The following is a 19,807-nucleotide window of genomic DNA, read 5'->3' on the forward strand; positions in this document are numbered from 1 at the left end:
CCCCGCTCACTCGTAGCGGGTCGGGATGACGGGCTCGCCGCGGCCGAGCCGGAGCGCGTCGATCGGAAGCTCGAGGACCGCATTCGCGTGGTGAGCGCGGGCTGCCGCCACTCCCTCGATGCCGAGGTGCTCGGGACGGATCGTCCCGTCCTCGATCAGGGGGACGAGCAGCGCCCGCTCGTCCTCGCCGACGGCGCCCTCGGGGCCGGCGCCCACGTGCACGACCTCGGCCTCGGCGACCCCGTCGTCGGAGAGCAGACGGCCGGCGGCCTTCCGCCCGCCGATCGACGCCTTCGAGACCGACTTCTTCGCCACCGCGACCCATTCGCCCGCGTCGTCCTCGTGCGCGACCAGCTTGTAGACCATGCCCGCGGTCGGGTGGCCCGAGCCCGTCGCCACCGAGGTGCCGACGCCGTAGGAGTCGACCGGTGAGGCCGCGAGCGCGGCGATCCCGTACTCGTCGAGGTCGTTGGTGACGGTGATGCGCGTGCCGGTCGCGCCGAGCGCGTCCAGCTGCTGCCGGACGGCGGCCACCTGCTGGGGGAGGTCGCCGGAGTCGATGCGCACGGCGCCGAGGCCGGTGCCGGCGACGCGGACCGCCAGGTCGACGGCGGCCGGCACGTCGTAGGTGTCCACCAGGAGGGTCGTGCCGGGGCCGAGCGCGGCGACCTGCGCGCGGAAGGCCTCCTCCTCCGAGTCGTGGAGGAGCGTGAAGGAGTGCGCGGAGGTGCCCATCGTGGGCACGCCGAAGCTGCGGCCCGCCTCCAGGTTCGAGGAGGCGCCGAATCCGGCGATGTAGGCGGCGCGAGCCGCCGCGACGGCGGACCGCTCACCGGCGCGGCGCGAGCCCATCTCGGCGAGCGGTCGCCCGTCGGCGGCCGAGACCATCCGCGCGGCGGCGCTCGCCACGGCGCTGTCGTGGTTGAGGACGCTGAGCACCAGGGTCTCCAGCAGCACGCCGTCGGCGAAGGGCGCCTCGACGATGAGCACGGGGGAGCCCGGGAGGTAGACCTCGCCCTCGCGGTAGCCCCAGACGTCGCCCCGGAAGCGGTAGTCGGCGAGCCAGTCCAGCGTGCGGGAGTCGACGACGCGGTTCTCGCGGAGCCAGGACAGCTCGTCGTCGCCGAAGCGGAAGCGCGAGATCAGCTCGAGGAGCCGGCCGGTGCCCGCGAGCACGCCGTAGCGGCGTCCGGGCGGGAGGCTCCGGGCGAACACCTCGAACATGCAGCGGCGGTCGGCGGTGCCGCTGCCGAGGGCGCCCTCGACCATCGTGAGCTCGTACCGGTCGGTGAGGAAGGCCGTGGAGTCCATCCGCTCAGTGTTCCACGGCCGCCCCCGCGCGGCCCAGGCGCGGGTGCCGGGGCTTGCGCACGCCGCCGGGCCCGGGAACGGCGTGCGGCCGGGACCGGGCCGCAGGGCGCGGGTAGGCTGTTCCTCCGTGACGGACGCACCGCTGGGCATCTTCGACTCCGGGGTCGGCGGGCTCACCGTCGCCCGCTCCGTGATCGACCAGCTGCAGAACGAGTCGATCGTCTACCTCGGCGACACCGCGCACTCGCCCTACGGTCCCAAGCCGCTCGCCGACGTCCGCGCCTACGCCCTCGACACCCTCGACACGCTGGTCGACCAGGGCGCCAAGCTGCTCGTCATCGCCTGCAACACCGCCTCGGCCGCGATGATGCGCGACGCCCGCGAGCGCTACACGCTCGGCCGCGGCATCCCGGTGATCGAGGTCATCCAGCCCGCCGTCCGCAGCGCTGTCCGCGACACCCGCAACCGCCGCGTCGGGGTGATCGGCACGGTCGGGACGATCCGCTCCCGCGCCTACGACGACGCCTTCGTCGCCGCGCCCGACCTGCAGCTGTTCACCGCCGCCTGCCCGCGCTTCGTCGAGTTCGTCGAGGCGGGCGTCACCTGGAGCGACGAGCTGCTCGCGGTGGCGGAGGAGTACCTCGCGCCGCTCAAGGCCGCGGGGGTCGACACGCTCGTCCTCGGCTGCACCCACTACCCGCTGCTGCGCGGTGCGATCGCGTACGTCATGGGGCCGGACGTCCGCCTCGTCTCGAGCGCCGAGGAGACCGCGCTCGACGTCTACCGGACCCTCGTGGCGCACGGCCTGCAGCGCACCTCCGCCGCGCCTCCGACCTACCGGTGGGAGGAGACGGGCTCGAGCGACTTCGTCCGCCTCGCCCGCCGCTTCCTCGGTCCGGAGGTCTCGAGCGTCGACCTCGTCGAGACCGGCACCATCAACCTGCGCGAGCTCGACCGGGCCGCGCTCCCGCACGATCGAGGGAGACCCGAGTGACCGACAGCACCGCATCGAAGGCCGCGCGCAAGGACGGGCGGGCGCCCGACGAGCTGCGCACCGTGACGATCGAGCGCGGCTGGAGCACCCAGGCGGAGGGCTCCGCGCTCGTCTCGTTCGGGAACACCAGGGTGCTCTGCACCGCCTCCTTCACGAACGGCGTGCCGCGCTGGCTGCAGGGCAAGGGCAAGGGCTGGGTCACCGCCGAGTACGCGATGCTGCCCCGCTCGACCAACTCCCGCATGGACCGCGAGTCGGTCAAGGGGAAGGTCGGCGGGCGCACGCACGAGATCTCCCGGCTGATCGGCCGGAGCCTGCGCGCGGTGGTCGACACGAAGGCGCTCGGCGAGAACACCCTCGTCATCGACTGCGACGTCCTCCAGGCCGACGGCGGCACCCGCACCGCGGCGATCACCGGCGCCTACGTGGCGATGGCCGACGCGATCGAGTGGGCGCGGGGCAAGAAGTACGTGGGGCAGAAGGCGCAGCCGCTGATCGACAGCCTCTCGGCGGTGTCCGTCGGCATCATCGACGGCGTGCCGATGCTCGACCTGGCCTACGTCGAGGACGTGCGCGCCGAGACCGACATGAACGTCGTCGTCACCGGACGAGGCCTGTTCGTCGAGGTGCAGGGCACCGCCGAGGGGGCCCCGTTCGACCGCCGCGAGCTCGACGCCCTGCTCGACCTCGCGGTCGCCGGTGCCTCCGACCTCGCCCGCATCCAGGCCGAAGCGCTCGCCGCGGAGCCCGGAGCGTGAGCCTGGACCTCGTCCTCGCCACCCACAACGCGGGCAAGGTGGAGGAGTTCCGCGCCATGCTGGCCGGTGCGCTCCCCGGAGTCGGCATCCGCGCCTACGACGGACCCGAGCCCGTCGAGGACGGCGTGAGCTTCGCCGAGAACGCGCTGATCAAAGCGCGCGCGGCGGCGGCGCACACCGGCCTCGTGGCGCTCGCGGACGACTCCGGGATCTGCGTCGACGTCCTCGGCGGCGCGCCTGGCATCTTCTCGGCCCGCTGGTCGGGACGCGCGCACGACGCGACGGCCAACCTCGAGCTCCTCCTGGCCCAGCTGCACGACGTGAAGGCGGAGCACCGCGGTGCGCACTTCAGCTGCACCATCGCCCTCGTGGTGCCGGACTCCGTGCTCCCCGGCGGACAGGAGACGGTGGTCGAGGGCCGCTGGGACGGCGCGATCGCGACGGCGCCGCGCGGTGCGAACGGCCACGGCTACGACCCGGTGTTCGTCCCCGAGGCCGGGGCGCTCACGGCGGCCGAGCTCGCTCCCGAGCAGAAGAACGCCCGGAGCCACCGCGCCCGCGCCTTCACCGCGCTGCGCGCCGAGCTCGCCGCCCTGTCCGCCCGGCTCTGACCCCGGCGGGATGCCACTCCGGTGCACGCCTGTCGGCGTGCCGCGTGCCGGAGTGGCGTTCCCCGGAGGCGGAGGTCAGGACTTCGGGTGCTTGTCGTCCAGGGTGTCGGCGTCGAGCACGTAGGCGGCCGACTCGGTCGAGTCGGTCTCGGGGTCGGCGGCGAGCTTCGCCTTGCGCTGCTGCTGGAAGAAGTGGAACAGCGTCGGCACCAGCGCGAGCACGACCGCGCCGATCAGGATCACGTCGATGTAGTGCGAGACGAAGTCGGCGACCGGCGGGATGAAGGCGAGCAGCCACCCGATCAGCGTGACCCCGCTGCCCCAGATCAGGGCGCCGATGAGGTTGTAGAGGCTGTACTTGCGGTAGTTCATGTGGGCCACGCCGGCCGCGATCGGCGCGAAGGTGCGGACGATCGGCACGAAGCGCGCGAGGATCACGGCGAGGCCGCCGAAGCGCTCGAAGAACGCGTTGGTCCGCTTCACGTTCTCGATGCTGAAGAAGCCGGACTCCTTGCGCTCGAAGATGCGCGGGCCGGCCTTGTGCCCGATCAGGTAGCCGACCTCGCCGCCGACGAAGGCCGAGAACCCGACGGCCAGGCAGATGAGCCAGATCGGGACGCCGAGGCCGCCGTTCGACGCGTTCTCGTGCGCCAGCAGGCCCGTGATGATCAGCAGCGTGTCGCCCGGGAAGAGGAAGCCGATCAGCAGTCCGGTCTCGGCGAACACGATGAGGCAGACCACGAGCACGCCCCAGGGGCCGAACGAGGTCAGGATCGTCTCCGGATCGAGCCAGGGGACGAGGGCGGCGTGGTTCAACGGATCTCCAGTCGACGGGGGCCGGTGGCCGGTCGGCGGTCACGCGAGCGCGCTCAGCGTACCGGCCGATCCCGTGCGGAAGGAGGGACTCGAACCCTCACGCCTCTCGGCACAGGAACCTAAATCCTGCGTGTCTGCCATTCCACCACTCCCGCGTGCGGGCTCCAGTGTAGGAGGAGGGCCCCGCGCCTCAGCCGCGGGAGGCCGCCCGGGGGAGGTACCGCGGGATCCAGCGGGCGAGCGCCCCCGCTCCGCCCAGACCGAGCACCCCCATCACGACGGCGGCGAAGGGGAGGGAGACGAGGGCGGTGAGCGCCGACACGACGATCGGGGCGGCGGCGTTGCCCGCGTCACCGGTGAAGCGGAACGCGCCGAGGAACGGGGCCGGATCGGCCGGGGGCGCGAGATCGGCGCCGATGGTCATCAGGATCCCGGAGCCGATGCCGTTCGCGGCCGCGAGCACGCAGGCCACGGCGACGAACCAGGGCACCGGATCGAGGGCGAGCACCGAGGCGGCGAGGGCGAGGTGGCCGAGCCCGAGGCCGATCATCGAGGGGATCGCGGTGGCGCCCCGGCCGAAGCGGTCCATCAGCTGGCCGCCGGCGTAGAAGAGGGCGAAGTCGAGCGCGCCGGCGATGCCGATGATGATCGCGGTGTCGGTCTCGGCGAGCCCGATGCTCACCGCCCAGAGGGGGAGGATCAGCGTCCGGCTCGCCCGGAGCGCCCCGATCACGGCGGCGCCGGTCCCCATCCGAGCGAGGACCCCGCGGTGCTCGCGCAGCGTCTCGAGCAGCGACTGCGGCGACTCCGGGACGGTCGCCGACGCCTCCGCGGCGACCACGTCCTCCGGAGCGGCGCGGTCGGCCGCGGCCTGCGCCCGCCGCAGCACCGTCGCGGGGTCGGGCACGAGCAGCAGGACCACGACCGCCGCCACGCAGCAGACGATGTGCACCCAGAAGACGGACTCGACGGAGCCGGTGAGGTGCACCACCCCGGCCGCCAGGAACGGGCCGATCAGCCAGCCCGCGCGGAACGCCCCGGCGAGGGCGCTGAGCGCGCGGGCGCGGTGCGTGATCGGGACGAACGACGTCATGAACGCATGGCGCGCCAGCGCGAAGACCGCGGTCGCGAGGCCGATCACGAAGACGCCGATCGTCAGCCCGACCCACGACGTCGAGAGCAGGCACACCACGAGCCCCAGGATCGACGCGGCCGAGGCTCCGAGCATCGCGCCGCGCTCGCCGATCCGCGAGACGATCCAGCCGCTGGGGATGTCGCCCGCCAGCTCGCCGATCATGATCATCCCCGCCACGAGGCCCGCCAGGGCCAGCGTCGCGCCGAGGTCGCCGGCCGCGGCCGGCAGGAGGGGGATGATCGCCCCCTCGCCGATGGAGAAGAGGAGGGTGGGGAGGAAGGTCGACAGCAGCAGCGGCCCGACGGGGAAGGGGCGCGGAGCGGTGCTGGTCACCGTCCCCAGGGTACGCCCGGGCCGGAGGGCGGCCCCCGGCCCCCGGTAGTCTGGACGCACCATGCTGGACAACGACTTCACCGAGCAGATCACTGCTCTCCGCTCCACCTTCGCCGACATCCGCGCCGTCATCGACGTGGACGGTCTCCGCTCGAAGATCGCCGAGCTCAGCGAGCAGGCCGGCGCCCCCGACCTGTGGGACGACACGGCCAACGCGCAGAAGGTGACCAGCGCCCTCAGCCACCGCCAGTCCGAGCTCGCGCGGATCACCGCGATCGACCGGCGCCTGGACGACCTCGAGGTGCTCGTCGAGATGGCGAACGAGGCCGAGGACGCCGAGTCCGAGCAGGAGGCGATCGCCGAGCTCTCCTCCCTCCAGAAGGTCATGGGCGAGCTCGAGGTGCAGACCCTGCTCGACGGCGAGTACGACGACCGCCCCGCCGTGGTCACCATCCGCGCGGGAGCGGGCGGCGTCGACGCCTCCGACTTCGCCGAGATGCTCATGCGCATGTACCTCCGCTGGGCCGAGAAGCACAAGTACGCGGCGACCGTCATGGACGCCAGCTACGCGGAGGAGGCGGGCATCAAGTCGGCCACCTTCCAGATCGACGCCCCCTACGCCTTCGGCACGCTCTCGGTCGAGGCCGGAACCCACCGCCTCGTGCGGATGAGCCCCTTCGGCGCCGCGGGCAAGCGCCAGACCTCTTTCGCCGCGGTCGAGGTCATCCCGCTGATGGAGGAGGCCGGGGCGATCGAGATCCCGGACAACGACATCCGCGTGGACGTCTTCCGCTCCTCCGGCCCCGGCGGCCAGTCGGTGAACACCACCGACTCCGCGGTGCGCCTCACCCACCTGCCCACCGGCACCGTCGTGTCGATGCAGAACGAGAAGAGCCAGATCCAGAACCGCGCCGCGGCGATGCGCGTGCTCCAGTCGCGGCTCCTGCTGCTGCAGAAGGAGCAGGAGGCGGCCACCAAGAAGGAGCTCGCCGGCACCATCACCGCGAGCTGGGGCGACCAGATGCGCAGCTACGTCCTCGCTCCGTACCAGATGGTGAAGGACCTGCGCACCGACCACGAGGTCGGCAACCCCTCGCACGTGTTCGACGGCGATCTGGACGGCTTCATCGCCGCCGGGATCCGCTGGCGGAAGTCCTCCTAGCGCGGCGCGGGCGCGTCCCCACCGACGCGCCGCGCGCCCCCTCGGCGGACTCTTCGGGATCGTCGCTTACCCTCGTACCGACATGATTCGCTTCGACAACGTCTCCAAGCAGTATCGGGGCGGCACGAGACCCGCCCTCAACGCCATCGATCTCGAGATCCTCCGGGGCGAGTTCGTCTTCCTCGTCGGCGCCTCCGGCTCCGGCAAGTCGAGCTGCCTCCGCCTGATCCTCAAGGAGGAGCGCCCCTCCTCCGGGTCGATCCACGTGCTCGGGCAGAACCTCGGCAAGATCTCGAGCCGCAAGGTCCCGTACTTCCGCCGCAACATGGGCGTGGTGTTCCAGGACTTCCGGCTGCTGCCGAACAAGTCCGTCTTCGACAACGTCGCGTTCAGCCTCCAGGTGATCGGCAAGTCGAAGGGCTACATCCAGGAGGCCGTCCCGGACACGCTCAAGATGGTGGGCCTCGCGGGCAAGGCGTCGCGCCTGCCCCACGAGCTCTCCGGCGGCGAGCAGCAGCGCGTGGCGATCGCCCGTGCCGTCGTCAACAAGCCGGCCGTCCTGCTGGCCGACGAGCCCACGGGCAACCTCGACCCGACCACGAGCGCCGGCATCATGGCACTGCTCGAGCGGATCAACGCGGGCGGCACGACCGTGATCATGGCGACCCACGAGGCTGGCATCGTCGACCAGATGAAGCGCCGCGTCATCGAGCTCTCGGCCGGCAGCATCGTCCGCGACGAGAGCCAGGGCGGCTACGGCCAGACCGAGAGCATCACCGTCGTCCACGACGGCGTCGTGGTCGTGGCGGCCGACGACCACGCGGTCGCCGAGCAGCCCGCGCCCCCGGCGATCATCGACAGCGAGCTCGCGCCCGCCGAGGTCCCCGAGATCGACCTGCGCCAGGAGGCTCCGGCCCCGCCGTCCGAGCCGGCCCGCCTCTCGCAGACCGCCGCCCAGCCCCGCGTCCCCGAGGGCCGCCGCTCCGCCGCCGTCGAGCCGGAGCGCGAGCGCGAGCCGGAGCCGGCCGCCGGGCCGGCCGCCGCCCAGCGCGTCGTCGAGCTGCAGAGCCAGACCGGTCCGATCTTCCTCCCCGCCGACACCGGCGCCCTGCCCGAGGAGTCGCTCGCCGCGCGCCTCGGCCTCCGCGCCCACGCGGGCGAGGGCGACGAGACCGGCGACGACCAGCAGAACGTAGGACCCGTCAAGTGAGATTCGCACTGATCTGGTCGGAGGTCGCCAGCGGCCTCCGGCGCAACGTCTCCATGGTCGTCTCGGTGATCCTGGTGACCTTCATCTCCCTCACCTTCGTCGGCACGGCGATCCTGCTCCAGATGCAGATCGGCCAGATGAAGAACTTCTGGTACGACAAGGCGCAGGTCGCGGTGTACATGTGCACCGCCACCTCCGGCGGCTCGAACTGCAGCGGCTCCGACGCCACCGCCGAGCAGATCGACGCGGTGCAGGGCCAGCTCGAGGGCGCCACGCTCGCGCCGTACATCGACCGCTCCTACTTCGAGGACCACGACCAGGCCTACGCGAACTTCCAGGAGCAGTTCGCGGGCAACCCGGTCGCCGAGTACGTCACTCCCGACCTGCTCAACCAGACCTTCTGGATCAACCTGAAGGACCCGACCCAGTCGGACGTCATCGTGGAGAGCCTGTCGAGCGTCTCGGGAGTCGAGAGCGTCACCGACCAGCGGCAGTACCTCGACCAGATCTTCTCGATCCTCAACGCGGCGAGCTACACGGCGATCGGCATCGCCGTCCTGATGCTCGTCGCGGCCGTGCTGCTCATCGCCACCACGATCCGCCTCTCGGCGTTCTCGCGGAGACGGGAGCTGGGCATCATGCGGCTGGTGGGGGCCTCGAACAGGTTCATCCAGACCCCGTTCATCCTCGAGGGGGTCTTCGCCGCGCTGGTCGGCTCGATCCTCGCGGGAGTCGCGGTGGTCGCCATCGTGCAGGTCTTCGTGCAGGGGTTCCTGGCGTACCGGATCCCGCTGACCTCCTTCGTGGGACTCGACGACGCTCTGATCGTCGTGCCGATCCTGATCGTGGTCGGCATCGTCCTGGCCGCCGTCTCGGCGAACGTCGCGATCGCGCGGTACCTGCGGGTCTGATCCCGGACCGGACGTATACTGGTGGGCTGTCCCGTTCGGGGCGGCCCACCGGTGCATCGCCCCGACGATGCCCGCCCCCTTCATCCGCTCGCGACCCGAGGAGCAGCCGTGCCCAGAGAACAGGGACAGAAGGTCGTCGCGACCAACCGCAAGGCGCGCCACGACTACCTCATCGAGGACACCTACGAGGCGGGCCTCGTGCTCACCGGCACCGAGGTGAAGTCCCTCCGGGCCGGCCGAGCCTCGCTGGTCGACGGCTACGCGTTCGTCGACGGGGGAGAGGCGTGGCTCGACGCCGTCCACATCAACGAGTGGGCCCAGGGCACCTGGACGAACCACCCGCCGCGCCGCAAGCGCAAGCTGCTGCTGCACAAGGCGCAGATCCTCAAGATCCACAACAAGGTGAAGGAGGGCGGGTACACACTGATCCCGCTCTCGCTGTACTTCAGCGACGGCAAGGCCAAGGTCGAGCTGGCCGTGGCCAAGGGCAAGAAGGACTACGACAAGCGCCAGGTCCTCCGCGAGCGCCAGGACCGCCGCGAGGCGGACCGCGCGATGTCGACCCGCCGCCGCCTCGGCGAGTAGGCCCCGGCGGGCACTGTCCGACGGGTGCCGCGCAAGCCTCTTCTTCGCGCGCCGTGCTTTGGGAGACTGGGGCGCGTGACCTCCCCCGAGAACAGCGCCCCCGCCGCCCTGAGCGCCGCCGACGAGAAGACGCGGTGGCGCGCCTTCGCGGTGAGCGTCGGAGTCGCGGCCATCACGATCCTCGACCTCTCGAAGGTCAACGTCGGCCTGCCGTCGATCGAGCGCTCGCTCGGAGCGGACGCGAGCCAGCTGCAGCTGATCGTCGCGGGCTACGCGCTCGCCTTCGGACTGGCGCTCGTGCCGGCCGGTCGGCTGGGCGACATCCGCTCGCGCCGCCTGCTGTTCCTCATCGGGCTGACCGCGTTCACGGTGACGAGCCTGCTCTGCGCGCTCGCGCCGTCGATCGAGCTGCTCGTCGTCGCGCGCTTCCTGCAGGGCGTCGCCGCGGGCATCCAGATGCCCCAGGTCCTCGGGCTGGTGCAGCAGATGTTCACCGGCGCCGAGCGTGCCCGGGCCTTCGGGGTCTTCGGCGCGACCATCGGCCTGTCGACCGCCTTCGGCCCGACCCTCGGCGGACTCCTGATCGCGATCGGCGGCGAGCAGGACGGCTGGCGCCTGCTGTTCTGGATGAACATCCCGCTGGGCGTCGCCGCGCTGGTCTTCGCCTGGAAGCTCATCCCGAAGAAGCGCTCGCGGCCCGAGGGAGACCGGTCCCTCGACCCGGTCGGCCTGCTCCTGCTGGCGATCGCGATCTTCGCGTTCATGCTGCCGTTCCTGCTGACCACGGGCTCCTCCTCGGACTCGCCCTACCGCTGGTTCTGGCTGGTCCTCGCCGCGGCCGCCGCCGCCGTCTTCGTACGCTGGGAGGCGCACTACGCCGCGTCGGGGCGGACGCCCGTCATCGACTTCCGCATCTTCCGGACCAGCTCCTACCGCAACGGCATCCTGGTCGCGACCTCCTACTTCGCCGCGATCCCGGCGACCTTCCTCCTCACCACGCTCTTCCTCCAGCAGGGGCTCGGCCTCGAGCCGGTGTTCGCCGGCATGGTGAGCATCCCGTTCGCGCTGACCTCGGCGGTGACAGCCTGGTACGGCGGCAAGCTCGTGCAGCGCTACGGCCGCGCACTGGTGGTGCTCGGCATCGTGCTCGTGGTCATCGGCTTCACGCTCGTGCTGCTCGCCGCCGAGCTCCTCCCGGCCGAGACCGCGGCCTACGGCATGGGTGCCGCGATGCTCGTCGCCGGGGCCGGCGGCGGCTTCGTCGTGTCGCCGAACCAGACGCTCACCCTCGCCGAGATCCCGCCGGCGCAGGGCGGCGTGGCGGGCTCCGTGGGCCAGCTCGGCCAGCGCGTGGGCACCGCGGTCGGCACCGCCTGCGCCTCCGCCGTCTTCTTCGCGACGCTGGCGAGCGAGCAGGGGATGGCGGAGGGGCTGGACCGCTACCACGACGCCTTCCGCAACGGCTACTTCGTCACCCTCGGGCTGATCGCGCTCGCGCTCGTGCTGGGTCTGCTCGATCTGCGCCGCCGCCGGGTGACCGCCCGCGGAGCTGAGGTAGACTAGAACTCGTAACTCCACAGTGTGCGACGAACGACCCACTCCAGCGGCCTCCGGGCCGTCGAGTGCTCGCGGGGATGATCGGTTTCGACATTGCCTGCGAAACTGCGAGAAGCGGGTCGAGGATCCAGGGTCATCTCGTCAACGATCCCTGGAAAACACAGGTGCCGAACAGAAGCGCACCGACTTCGCTCTCGCTGCCTAAGCCAGAGTAGATAGTCCGTCAGCCCGTGGGTGCGTCCTCGCCCCGGATCCTGGCGTCATCTAGAGGACTTGCTGCGTCGTTACGCCTGAGGGCGACGCGGGACTTGCACTCGGGCTGGGCCCGTCGACCGATGCGCCGATGGTAACGGTCGGGGCCGAGCAGAACGCTCTCATCGGCTACACCCGTAGAAGGCGCAGAATCACAGCTATGGACGGGGGTTCGATTCCCCCCATCTCCACCACCGGTCGTCGTCGCACACTGGGAGCTCCGCTCCGCCGCCCTCACGACGGGCGCACGTCGAGCTGTCTGATCCGCCCGTAGAGGGTGAGCATCGCCAGCCGGTCGTCGTCGTCGTGCGCCGGGCCGGCGAGAGCCTGCGGCGGGGCCCAGTCCCGGTAGAGCACACCCGGCGCCAGCACGGCGACGGCGGTGCCGGCCGGGTAGTGGGCGCTGCGGTCCACCGGCAGCTCGGCGAACGCGTCGGGCAGGAGCCGGTGCAGCACCTCCAGCAGAGGACGGAGGCGTACTGCTCGCGCCTCGTGCACGGAGAGGGTCACGGCGTTCATCGCGGCGAGCGCGGCCACCAGGTGCTCGGCGGCGTCGTCGTCGTCGCACCGCTCGGTGACCAGCAGCGAGACCACACCGCGCGGCTTCAGCCAGCCGAGCGTGGCGGCCTCGGCGTCGCCGTCCACCGAGACGACGCGGTCGGAGGCGTGGGCGTAGTCGTGCAGGAGCCGCGACCAGACGTCGCCCGGGCCGGGCCCGTCGACCTGCGCGACCGCCTCCGCCGCGGCGAGCAGGGAGCTCTGCCGGTGGAGTCTCGGGAACAGGCTGTCCGCCGGTCCCCAGTGCTGCTCGGCCGTGCGCGAGCGCTCGGCGGGTTCCTGGTCGTGCCGGTCCTGCATGTCGACTCCTGAGCCGCCGGTCTCCGCGCCCCCTCGCGCCTGCCGGTCGTCCCTTCACCCTGCGCTCCGCCGGAGCGCGTGTCAATGAGCCGAACGGGGGTCGATCGGAGCCGTGGTCAGCGAGCGGAGCCGAAGAGGCTGCCGGTGGTGGAGTCGTCGGCCGGATCGAGGACCGCGCAGACGATCGTGCGGTCCCCGTGGCGCCAGCCGACCTCGGAGGGGACGAGCGAGCGGTACTCGAGGGCGGAGTCGCCGTAGGCGATCCCCATCACGGCGCCGAACTCCGGCTCGCAGCCCGCCTCGGCCTGGGCGAGCAGCGTGTTGCGGCTGGTGTAGCGGTCTCCGGGCTGCGCGAACGTGTGGAAGACCTCCAGTTCGTGCTCCTCGGCGCAGGGAACGACGTCCACGTCGGCGATGCGGTCGTCGCCCGGGTCGGCCAGGCAGTCGCCGCGCCGCAGCGAGAACACGTCGGTGACGCCGGCGGTCGCCACCGTGCCGCCCTCGTCACGCACGGCCTCCGGGCCGTCCGGCCCGACGACGGAGGAGCAGCCCGAGAGGAGCAGGAGGAGCGCCGCCGAGGCGAGCGCGGCCGTCCGGCTCCTCATCGCGGCGCCACGATCGCGAGCACCTCGTCGTGCAGCAGGCCGTTGGTGGCGACGGCGCTGCCGTGCCACGGCCCGTCCTCCCCGTCGGCGGAGGTGAAGCGGCCGCCCGCCTCCTGCACGATCGGCACCAGGGCCGCCAGGTCGTAGGGCTTCACGTCGAACTCGCCCGCACCGTCGAGGAGACCCTCGGCGACGAGCATGTAGGGCCACGCGTCCCCGTACGCCCGGTCGCGCCAGACGGCGCCGGCGAGCTCGAGCAGCTGCGGGAGACGGCCCGCGCCCTCCCACTGCTGAATGCTGTTGTAGCTGAAGGTCGCCGAGGCGAGCGTGTCGATCCCCGAGACGCGCAGCGGTCGCGGCTCGGCCCCGGCCTCCAGCTCGACGGCCCAGGCGCCGGAGCCCTCGGCCGCCCACCAGCGCGTGCCGAGAGCGGGAGCGGAGACGACTCCGACGACGGGGACGCCGTCGACCGCGAGCGCGATCAGGGTCGCCCAGATCGGGACGCCGCGGAGGAAGTGGGCGGTGCCGTCGATCGGGTCGAGGATCCACTGCCGCGAGGCCTCGCCCGAGGTGCCGAACTCCTCGCCGAGGATCGCGTCGTCCGGACGCTCGGCGGCGAGCAGCGCGCGGATCGCCTCCTCCACGGCGCGGTCGGCGTCGGTGACCGGGGTGCGGTCGAGCTTCGTGTCCACGACGAGGTCGAGCGCGCCGAACCGCTCCCGCGAGATCGCATCGGCTGCGTCCGCCAGGCGGAGGGCGAGTCGGAGGTCGTCGTCGAAGCTCTGGTCACTGCTCTGCGGGGTCACGCGACCACGATACCGGTGGGTCCCGCGGAGCCTCCGATCGCTGCCGCGGGCGTTCCGTCGCACTCGATTTGACGAGACGGGGGGAGACGCTGGTAATGTGATCCCTCGGTTCGGCACGCACGATCAGCCGGCCGGAACGCACCTCTAGCTCAATCGGCAGAGCAACTGACTCTTAATCAGTGGGTTCTCGGTTCAAGTCCGAGGGGGTGCACCACCAGCCCCGCACCTCCTCGTGAGGTGCGGGGCTTCGTCGTTCCCGGTCCGTGTCCGTTCCCGACCTCCTCCGAGCGCCCGCAGGGGGAGCGCCGGCCCGTGCTCACTCGCTGGAGGGTGCGGCGGTCGACGGGTCGAGCAGCGGTAGGACTCCGCGGAAGCCGACGCTCGTGGAGCCGATCCCGATGTCGAGCGCGTCCGAGGCCCGGGCCTGATCGGCGGCGGCGGCGGTCAGGCTCAGGGTGATGCCCGTCCGCGTGAAGGCCCGGGCGACGGTGCTCCAGGCGAGGTCGACGTCTCCGTCCGCCGACGCCAACAGGCGCCTGAGCATCCGCACGGTGTCCGGCGCAGAATGCGGACCGACCCCCGTTCGCGTGGCAGGATCTCCGTTCGCTTCCGTTTCCCCTCCAGAAAGGACCGATGTGCCCGAAGACGTCCTCCCCGTGATCGGCTCGATCGCGCTCGCCGTGGTGATCGCGGTCGTGATCGCCGTGGTCGCGACCGCCGTCGTCGCCCTCGTGCTGCGCTCGGTCGGCAAGCGCAAGACCTGGGCGCGCCTGCTGATCCGGCGTCTGCGCATCCCGTTCCGCGTGCTGCTGATGACCATCGCGGTCTGGGCCGCGCTCGCCGCCACCGTGTCGGGCGACCCCTGGCCGGGTCTCGTGCAGCGGGTGTTCCAGATCGCCACGATCGGCGCGGCGGCGTGGGTGATCGGATCCCTGTTCGTGTTCCTCGAGGACCTGGGCGCCGAGCGCTACCGGACCGACACGGCCGACAACCGCCGGGCACGCCGCCTCCGCACGCAGATGACGATCATCCGGAGGGTCGCCGTGGCGGCCGTCGTGGTCATCGCGATCGGCGCCTCGCTGCTGACCTTCCCCGAGGCCCGCACGGCCGGTGCGAGCCTCCTGGCCTCGGCCGGCGTGCTCTCGATCGTGGCGGGCCTGGCCGCGCAGTCGAGCCTCACGAACATCTTCGCCGGGATGCAGCTCGCCTTCAGCGACGCCATCCGCCTGGACGACGTGGTGATCGTCGAGACCGAGTGGGGGCGGATCGAGGAGATCACGCTGACCTACGTCGTCGTCCACCTCTGGGACGACCGCCGCCTGGTGCTGCCCACGAACTACTTCACGACCCAGCCGTTCCAGAACTGGACCCGCACCGGGTCCGAGCTGCTCGGCGCCGTCGAGCTCGACCTGGACTGGCGGGTCAGCCCCGAGCAGATGCGCGAGGAGCTGCACCGCATGCTCGAGGAGACCGACCTCTGGGACCGGCGCACCAGCGTGCTGCAGGTGACCGACGCGACGGGCGGCTTCGTCCGGATCCGGGTGCTCGTCACCGCGAAGGACGCGCCGACGCTCTTCGACCTGCGCTGCTACGTGCGCGAGCGGCTCGTCTCGTGGCTGCACGAGAACGACCCCGTCGCCCTCCCGCGTCAGCGCGTCGAGATGGAGCGGGAGCCCGCTCCCGCCGCGACCCCGCGCCGGCACGGGTCCTCCGCCCCGGACAACCTGTTCTCGGGCGACGAGCGCTCGAACGAGCGGGGGGCGATGTTCACGGGTCTCATCGACCTGCGGGACACCCCGAAGCGGGAGCTGCCGCCGAGGGACTGACTCCTGCGAGGACGCCGCTCGCACGGCCGCACCCGGGGTGCGCGCGGCGAGCGGCGTCCCGCAGGGCGGTCAGCGGTTCACGGAGCTCATGTCGGCGTAGCGGTCGCCGACGGGGGCCTCGAGCGAGCCGAGGACGTCGAGCTGCTCCGCGGTCAGCACGAGGGCGTCCGCGGCGGCGTTCTCCTCGATGCGCGAGACGCGCTTGGTGCCCGGGATCGGAGCGATGTCCTCGCCCTGGGCGAGCAGCCAGGCGAGCGCCACCTGCGCGGCGGTCGCGTCCGCCTCTGCCGCCACACGGTCGACGGCCTCCACGATGCGGAGGTTCGCCTCCAGCGCTCCGTCGGCGAAGCGGGGGTTGTCGCGGCGGAAGTCGTCGCTGCCCAGCTCGGCGACCGAGCGGATGCTGCCCGTGAGGAAGCCGCGGCCCAGCGGCGAGTACGGGACGAAGCCGATGCCGAGCTCGCGGAGGACCGGCAGCACCTCCGCCTCGGGGTCGCGGGTCCACAGCGAGTACTCGGACTGCACAGCGGTGACCGGGTGCACGGCGTGAGCGCGCCGGATCGTCGCGGGCGCCGCCTCCGAGAGGCCGTAGCCGCGGAGCTTGCCCTCCTGGATCAGCTCCGCGAAGGCCCCGGCGGTCTCCTCGACCGGGACGCCCGGGTCCATGCGGTGCTGGTAGTAGAGGTCGATGCGGTCGGTCCCGAGGCGCGCGAGCGAGCCCTCGACGGCGAGCCGCAGGTTCTCCGGGGAGCCGTCGAGTCCGCGGCCCCCATCGCCGCGGTGGCGGATCATGCCGAACTTGCTCGCCAGCACGACCTCGTCGCGGCGGCCGGCCAGCGCGCGGCCGAGCAGCTCCTCGTTGGTGTACGGGCCGTAGATCTCGGCGGTGTCGAGGAACGTGACGCCGAGATCGAGGGCGCGGTGCACGGTGCGGATCGACTCCGCGTCGTCGGTGCCGGCGCCGGTGTAGAACGCCGACATGCCCATCGCGCCGAGACCGAGGCGCGAGACCTCGAGAGCGGCGACGTCGGATCCGAGGGTGATCGTCTTCATCAGTGGGTGGTCCTCTCCTGGTACGCCGCGATCTTGATGTCGATCGCGGCGAGGCTGGCGTGTGTCCGGGCGAGCTGCGCCTCGACCTCCTCGCGGTGAGTCCGGAGCAGCGCGAGGCGCTCCGGCTCCGTGGCGGGCCCGATCCGGAGGAGCCGGGCGTACTCGCGGATCCGCGCGATCGGCATCCCGGTCGCGCGGAGCTTGGTGAGGAAGTCGACCCAGCCGACGTCGGCCGGCCGGTAGCGGCGGTGCTGCGACGAGGCGCGCTCGACCGGGTCGAGCATGAGCCCGGCGCGCTCGTAGTAGCGCAGGGTGTGCACGGTGAGACCGGTGACGGCGGCGACCTGCGAGATCGACAGCACCTCCGGCTCGGCCGGGGCGGCGGTGGCGGTGGACATGGCGTCAACCTACGACTTCGAGTGCGCTCGAGGTCAAGCGGGAGCGGGCGACTCAGCCGACCTCGCGGCTGAAGCCCAGGAGGGCCTCGGCGATGCGGGCGTCCGCCTCCTCGTGGCTGATGGTCGCCTCGCCGTCGCCCGCCTGCGGCCCGTACCAGCCGAAGTCGGCGTGGTTGGCGCCGTCGATCTCGACGAGGTCGGCGGAGGAGGGCAGCCGGACGCTCGCGTCGGCGACCTTCTCCGGCGTGCTGAGCCCGTCCTCCGATCCGCTGACACTGAGGACGGGGAGCCCGGAGCCCGAGAGGTCGTTCGCGCAGTAGCCGCCGAGCAGCACCAGGCCCGCCACCGCCGGGTCCTCGGCCCACTGGCAGGCCTTCACGCCGCCGAGGGAGTGGCCGCCGACGAGCCAGCGGTCGACGCCCTCGGCCTGGCTGGTGAAGGTCTCGAGCGAGCGGAGATCGAAGAAGGCCAGGTGCAGGATCGGCCGCGTGATCACGACGGTCGCCCCGGCCTCGACCAGCGGAGCCAGGGTCGCCTCGTAGGAGGAGGCGTCGACCTTCGCTCCGGGGATGAAGACCAGGCCCGTGCCGGCCAGCTCGCCGGTCGAGGTCGGCGTCATCACGAGCGCGTCGTCCGTGCGCTCGACCGCGATCGCGGGATCGGCGCGCACGCGGGCGAGGGCGTCCTCGTCGGGGCCGCTGACGATCGAGCTCCAGGTGAGGAAGCCGAGGACCGCGACTCCGAGGACTCCGCCGATGCTCGCGAGAACGACGCGGCGGCGCCTCATCGGGCTGCCGCGATCGCGTCGGCCGCCTGCACCAGGGCGAGGTGGGAGAGGGCCTGGGGAGTGTTCCCCGCGTGCCGGCGGCCCTCGACGTCGTACTCCTCCGAGAGGAGGCCCACGTCGTTGCAGAGCCCGACGAGCCGGTCCATCAGGGTCCGCGCGTCGTCGATCCGGCCGGAGTCGGCGTACTGCCGGACGAGCCAGAAGGAGCAGGCGAGGAACGGGTGCTCGCCGCCGGCGAGGCCGTCGACCGAGGACTCGGTCCGGTAGCGGTGCAGCAGGCCGTCCTGCAGGAGCACGCGCTCCAGCTCGGCGACGGTGCCCAGCATCCGCGGGTCGTCGGCGGGGACGAAGCCGACCATCGGCAGCACGAGGAGCGACGCGTCGACCTCGGGCGAGCCGTAGGACTGCACGAAGTGGCCGCGCTCGGCGTCGAAGCCCTGGGCCTCGATCTCGGCGCGCACCTCGTCGCGGAGGCGCTCCCAGGTCTCGACCGGACCGGGCAGGCCGTTCTCGCGCACGGCGCGGACGCCCCGATCGAGCGCGGCCCAGATCATGACCCGCGAGTGCGTGAAGTGGCGCGGCTCGCCCCGGATCTCCCAGATGCCGTTGTCCGGCCGCTGCCAGTTGGTCTCGACGAAGCCCAGGAGCGCGCGCTGGAGCGGCCAGGAGAACTCCGTCTCGTCCACTCCGGCCACGCGGGCCTCGTGCAGAGCGACCATCACCTCGCCGATCACGTCCGCCTGGTACTGGTCGACGGCGGCGTTCCCGATCCGCACGGGGGAGGCGCCGTCGTAGCCGGGCAGGCTCGGCATCTCCCGCTCGGGCAGGTCGCGCTCGCCGGCGAGGCCGTACATGATCTGCACGTCCTCCGGCGCGCCCGCGACCGCGCGGAGCAGCCAGGCCCGCCACTTCTGCGCCTCCTGCTCGAACCCGTGCGCGAGCAGGGCCTGCAGGGTGAGCGAGGCGTCGCGGAGCCAGACGTAGCGGTAGTCCCAGTTGCGGGCGCCGCCGAACTGCTCCGGGAGCGAGGTGGTCGCCGCCGCGACGATGCCGCCGGTCTCGTCGTCGGTGAGGGCGCGGAGGGTCAGCAGCGAGCGGACGACGGCGTCGCGGTGCGGGCCGTCGTAGTCGATCGCCGACGCCCACTCGGACCACCAGGACAGCGTGCGCTCCAGCGCGCGGTCGACGTCGAGGCGCTTGGGCGCCCGCTGGTGCGAGGGGAACCACGCCATCGAGAGGTCGACGACCGCGTCCGCGTCGACGTCGAACTCCGCCGCGTGGGCGTGGTCGACGGCCTTCAACCGCACTCCGCGCACCACGACCGCGTCGGGCCCGGCGACGGCGACGAGCAGCGGATCCTCGTCCGTCCCCTCCTGCCGCACCCACGGCATGGTGCGGGCGTAGTCGAAGCGGATGCGCAGCTCCTGCCGCATCCGGACGGTCCCCGACACTCCGCGCACCCGGCGCACCAGCTCGGCGCGCTCGTCGCGCAGCGGCATCACGTCGACCACCTCGACGACGCCGGTGGGAGTCGTCCACCGGGTGACCAGCGCGAGCGTGTCGCCGAGGTAGTGGCGCTCGCTCGTCGCCTCCCCGTCCACCGGCCGCAGCGACCAGCGCCCCTGGTCGTCGCCGCCGAGGAGGGCGCCGAAGACGGAGGCGGAGTCGAAGCGCGGCAGGCACAGCCAGTCGATCCCCCCGTCGCGGGAGACGAGAGCGGCCGTGCGGCAGTCGGAGAGGACGGCGTAGTCCTCGATCGGGGAGACCATGCGGCGATCCTCTCAGGTGCGGCTGTGGCCTCCCAGTCAAGGCGGAGCGGGGCTCTTCAGCGCCGCCGTA

The 19,807-nt window shown here is 72.2% G+C and carries 20 protein-coding genes, 2 tRNA genes and 1 other RNA gene; 11 read left to right on the forward strand and 12 right to left on the reverse strand.

Annotated features, from left to right (window positions below; all coding sequences use genetic code 11):
* Positions 1-6: 6 nt before the first annotated feature.
* The gene (locus C5C39_RS03990) at positions 7-1,311 is read right to left on the reverse strand and encodes a nicotinate phosphoribosyltransferase (protein ID WP_104352729.1); all 1,305 of its coding nucleotides are present in this window, start codon (positions 1,309-1,311) and stop codon (positions 7-9) included.
* 127 nt (positions 1,312-1,438) lie between these two features.
* Here C5C39_RS03990 and murI point away from each other — a divergent pair, with 127 nt between their 5' ends.
* From murI to rdgB, 3 genes are read left to right on the forward strand one after another with little or no spacing between them, the layout of a single operon-like run.
* Positions 1,439-2,305, forward strand: a complete 867-nt coding sequence (murI, locus tag C5C39_RS03995) for a glutamate racemase (protein ID WP_104223566.1) — start codon at positions 1,439-1,441, stop codon at positions 2,303-2,305.
* On the forward strand, positions 2,302-3,063 hold the full coding sequence (rph, locus tag C5C39_RS04000) for a ribonuclease PH (RefSeq protein WP_104233199.1): 762 nt from the start codon (positions 2,302-2,304) through the stop codon (positions 3,061-3,063). Before murI ends, rph begins: the two co-directional genes overlap by 4 nt.
* Positions 3,060-3,674, forward strand: coding sequence for an RdgB/HAM1 family non-canonical purine NTP pyrophosphatase (gene rdgB, locus C5C39_RS04005; protein ID WP_104352730.1), 615 nt, complete (start codon positions 3,060-3,062; stop codon positions 3,672-3,674). Before rph ends, rdgB begins: the two co-directional genes overlap by 4 nt.
* 75 nt (positions 3,675-3,749) lie before the next feature.
* Here the strand turns inward: rdgB and C5C39_RS04010 are convergent, their stop codons facing one another.
* The 3 genes from C5C39_RS04010 to C5C39_RS04020 form a co-directional block, all read right to left on the reverse strand.
* Entirely contained in the window at positions 3,750-4,490 is a 741-nt protein-coding gene (locus tag C5C39_RS04010; RefSeq protein WP_104238166.1) for a DedA family protein, read from the reverse strand.
* Positions 4,491-4,564: 74 nt separating this feature from the next.
* A tRNA-Leu gene (locus C5C39_RS04015) sits at positions 4,565-4,645 on the reverse strand.
* Positions 4,646-4,680: 35 nt separating this feature from the next.
* Entirely contained in the window at positions 4,681-5,958 is a 1,278-nt protein-coding gene (locus tag C5C39_RS04020; RefSeq protein WP_258075768.1) for an MFS transporter, read from the reverse strand.
* A gap of 61 nt (positions 5,959-6,019) precedes the next feature.
* Between C5C39_RS04020 and prfB the strand changes: the two genes are divergently transcribed.
* From prfB to ssrA, 6 genes are all read left to right on the forward strand, one after another.
* The gene (prfB, locus tag C5C39_RS04025; protein ID WP_104226967.1) at positions 6,020-7,120 is read left to right on the forward strand and encodes a peptide chain release factor 2; all 1,101 of its coding nucleotides are present in this window, start codon (positions 6,020-6,022) and stop codon (positions 7,118-7,120) included.
* An 82-nt stretch (positions 7,121-7,202) separates the two neighbouring features.
* Positions 7,203-8,330 (forward strand): cell division ATP-binding protein FtsE, encoded by a 1,128-nt coding sequence (gene ftsE, locus C5C39_RS04030; RefSeq protein WP_104352732.1) that lies wholly within the window; start codon positions 7,203-7,205, stop codon positions 8,328-8,330.
* Positions 8,327-9,241, forward strand: a complete 915-nt coding sequence (ftsX, locus tag C5C39_RS04035) for a permease-like cell division protein FtsX (protein ID WP_104223559.1) — start codon at positions 8,327-8,329, stop codon at positions 9,239-9,241. The genes ftsE and ftsX overlap by 4 nt, the downstream gene beginning before the upstream one ends.
* A 108-nt stretch (positions 9,242-9,349) precedes the next feature.
* A complete protein-coding gene (gene smpB / locus C5C39_RS04040; protein WP_104223558.1) occupies positions 9,350-9,826 on the forward strand; it encodes an SsrA-binding protein SmpB in 477 nt (158 codons plus the stop codon).
* Positions 9,827-9,901: 75 nt separating this feature from the next.
* Positions 9,902-11,389: an MFS transporter gene (locus C5C39_RS04045; protein ID WP_104352733.1), complete on the forward strand. Its 1,488-nt coding sequence runs from the start codon at positions 9,902-9,904 to the stop codon at positions 11,387-11,389.
* A gap of 67 nt (positions 11,390-11,456) precedes the next feature.
* Positions 11,457-11,829, forward strand: a transfer-messenger RNA (tmRNA) gene (ssrA, locus tag C5C39_RS04050).
* A 40-nt stretch (positions 11,830-11,869) separates the two neighbouring features.
* Here the strand turns inward: ssrA and C5C39_RS04055 are convergent.
* The 3 genes from C5C39_RS04055 to C5C39_RS04065 all read right to left on the reverse strand — a co-directional run bounded on the left by C5C39_RS04055 (position 11,870) and on the right by C5C39_RS04065 (position 13,904).
* Positions 11,870-12,493 carry a hypothetical protein gene (locus tag C5C39_RS04055; protein ID WP_104352734.1) on the reverse strand — a complete coding sequence of 208 codons (624 nt, stop codon included), beginning with the start codon at positions 12,491-12,493 and terminating at the stop codon, positions 11,870-11,872.
* A 116-nt stretch (positions 12,494-12,609) separates the two neighbouring features.
* Positions 12,610-13,098 carry a septum formation family protein gene (locus tag C5C39_RS04060; protein WP_104233204.1) on the reverse strand — a complete coding sequence of 163 codons (489 nt, stop codon included), beginning with the start codon at positions 13,096-13,098 and terminating at the stop codon, positions 12,610-12,612.
* A complete protein-coding gene (locus tag C5C39_RS04065) occupies positions 13,095-13,904 on the reverse strand; it encodes an inositol monophosphatase family protein (protein WP_104223554.1) in 810 nt (269 codons plus the stop codon). Before C5C39_RS04065 ends, C5C39_RS04060 begins: the two co-directional genes overlap by 4 nt.
* Before the next feature lie 138 nt (positions 13,905-14,042).
* On the opposite strand from C5C39_RS04065, the gene C5C39_RS04070 reads away from it, so the two are divergent.
* Positions 14,043-14,118: transfer RNA gene (locus C5C39_RS04070), tRNA-Lys, on the forward strand.
* 102 nt (positions 14,119-14,220) lie between these two features.
* Here the strand turns inward: C5C39_RS04070 and C5C39_RS17380 are convergent.
* Complete coding sequence (locus tag C5C39_RS17380) at positions 14,221-14,448, reverse strand: hypothetical protein (RefSeq protein ID WP_181136318.1); 228 nt, start codon at positions 14,446-14,448, stop codon at positions 14,221-14,223.
* A gap of 91 nt (positions 14,449-14,539) precedes the next feature.
* On the opposite strand from C5C39_RS17380, the gene C5C39_RS04080 reads away from it, so the two are divergent.
* Positions 14,540-15,730, forward strand: coding sequence for a mechanosensitive ion channel family protein (locus C5C39_RS04080; protein ID WP_181065661.1), 1,191 nt, complete (start codon positions 14,540-14,542; stop codon positions 15,728-15,730).
* A gap of 69 nt (positions 15,731-15,799) precedes the next feature.
* Here C5C39_RS04080 and C5C39_RS04085 read toward each other — a convergent pair whose 3' ends face one another.
* Genes C5C39_RS04085 through C5C39_RS04100 form a run of 4 tightly spaced genes read right to left on the reverse strand, consistent with a single transcriptional unit; the run spans position 15,800 to position 19,737 of the window.
* Positions 15,800-16,783, reverse strand: coding sequence for an aldo/keto reductase (locus C5C39_RS04085; RefSeq protein ID WP_104268707.1), 984 nt, complete (start codon positions 16,781-16,783; stop codon positions 15,800-15,802).
* Positions 16,783-17,181: a MerR family transcriptional regulator gene (locus C5C39_RS04090; RefSeq protein WP_104223551.1), complete on the reverse strand. Its 399-nt coding sequence runs from the start codon at positions 17,179-17,181 to the stop codon at positions 16,783-16,785. Before C5C39_RS04090 ends, C5C39_RS04085 begins: the two co-directional genes overlap by 1 nt.
* A 52-nt stretch (positions 17,182-17,233) precedes the next feature.
* Entirely contained in the window at positions 17,234-17,968 is a 735-nt protein-coding gene (locus C5C39_RS04095; protein WP_104352736.1) for an alpha/beta hydrolase, read from the reverse strand.
* Positions 17,965-19,737 carry a glycoside hydrolase family 15 protein gene (locus C5C39_RS04100; RefSeq protein WP_104223549.1) on the reverse strand — a complete coding sequence of 591 codons (1,773 nt, stop codon included), beginning with the start codon at positions 19,735-19,737 and terminating at the stop codon, positions 17,965-17,967. The genes C5C39_RS04095 and C5C39_RS04100 overlap by 4 nt, the downstream gene beginning before the upstream one ends.
* Between the last annotated feature and the right edge of the window lie 70 nt (positions 19,738-19,807).

It is taken from the genome of Rathayibacter sp. AY1F3 (assembly GCF_002931975.1).
In the GTDB taxonomy this organism is placed as follows: Bacteria; Actinomycetota; Actinomycetes; order Actinomycetales; family Microbacteriaceae; genus Rathayibacter.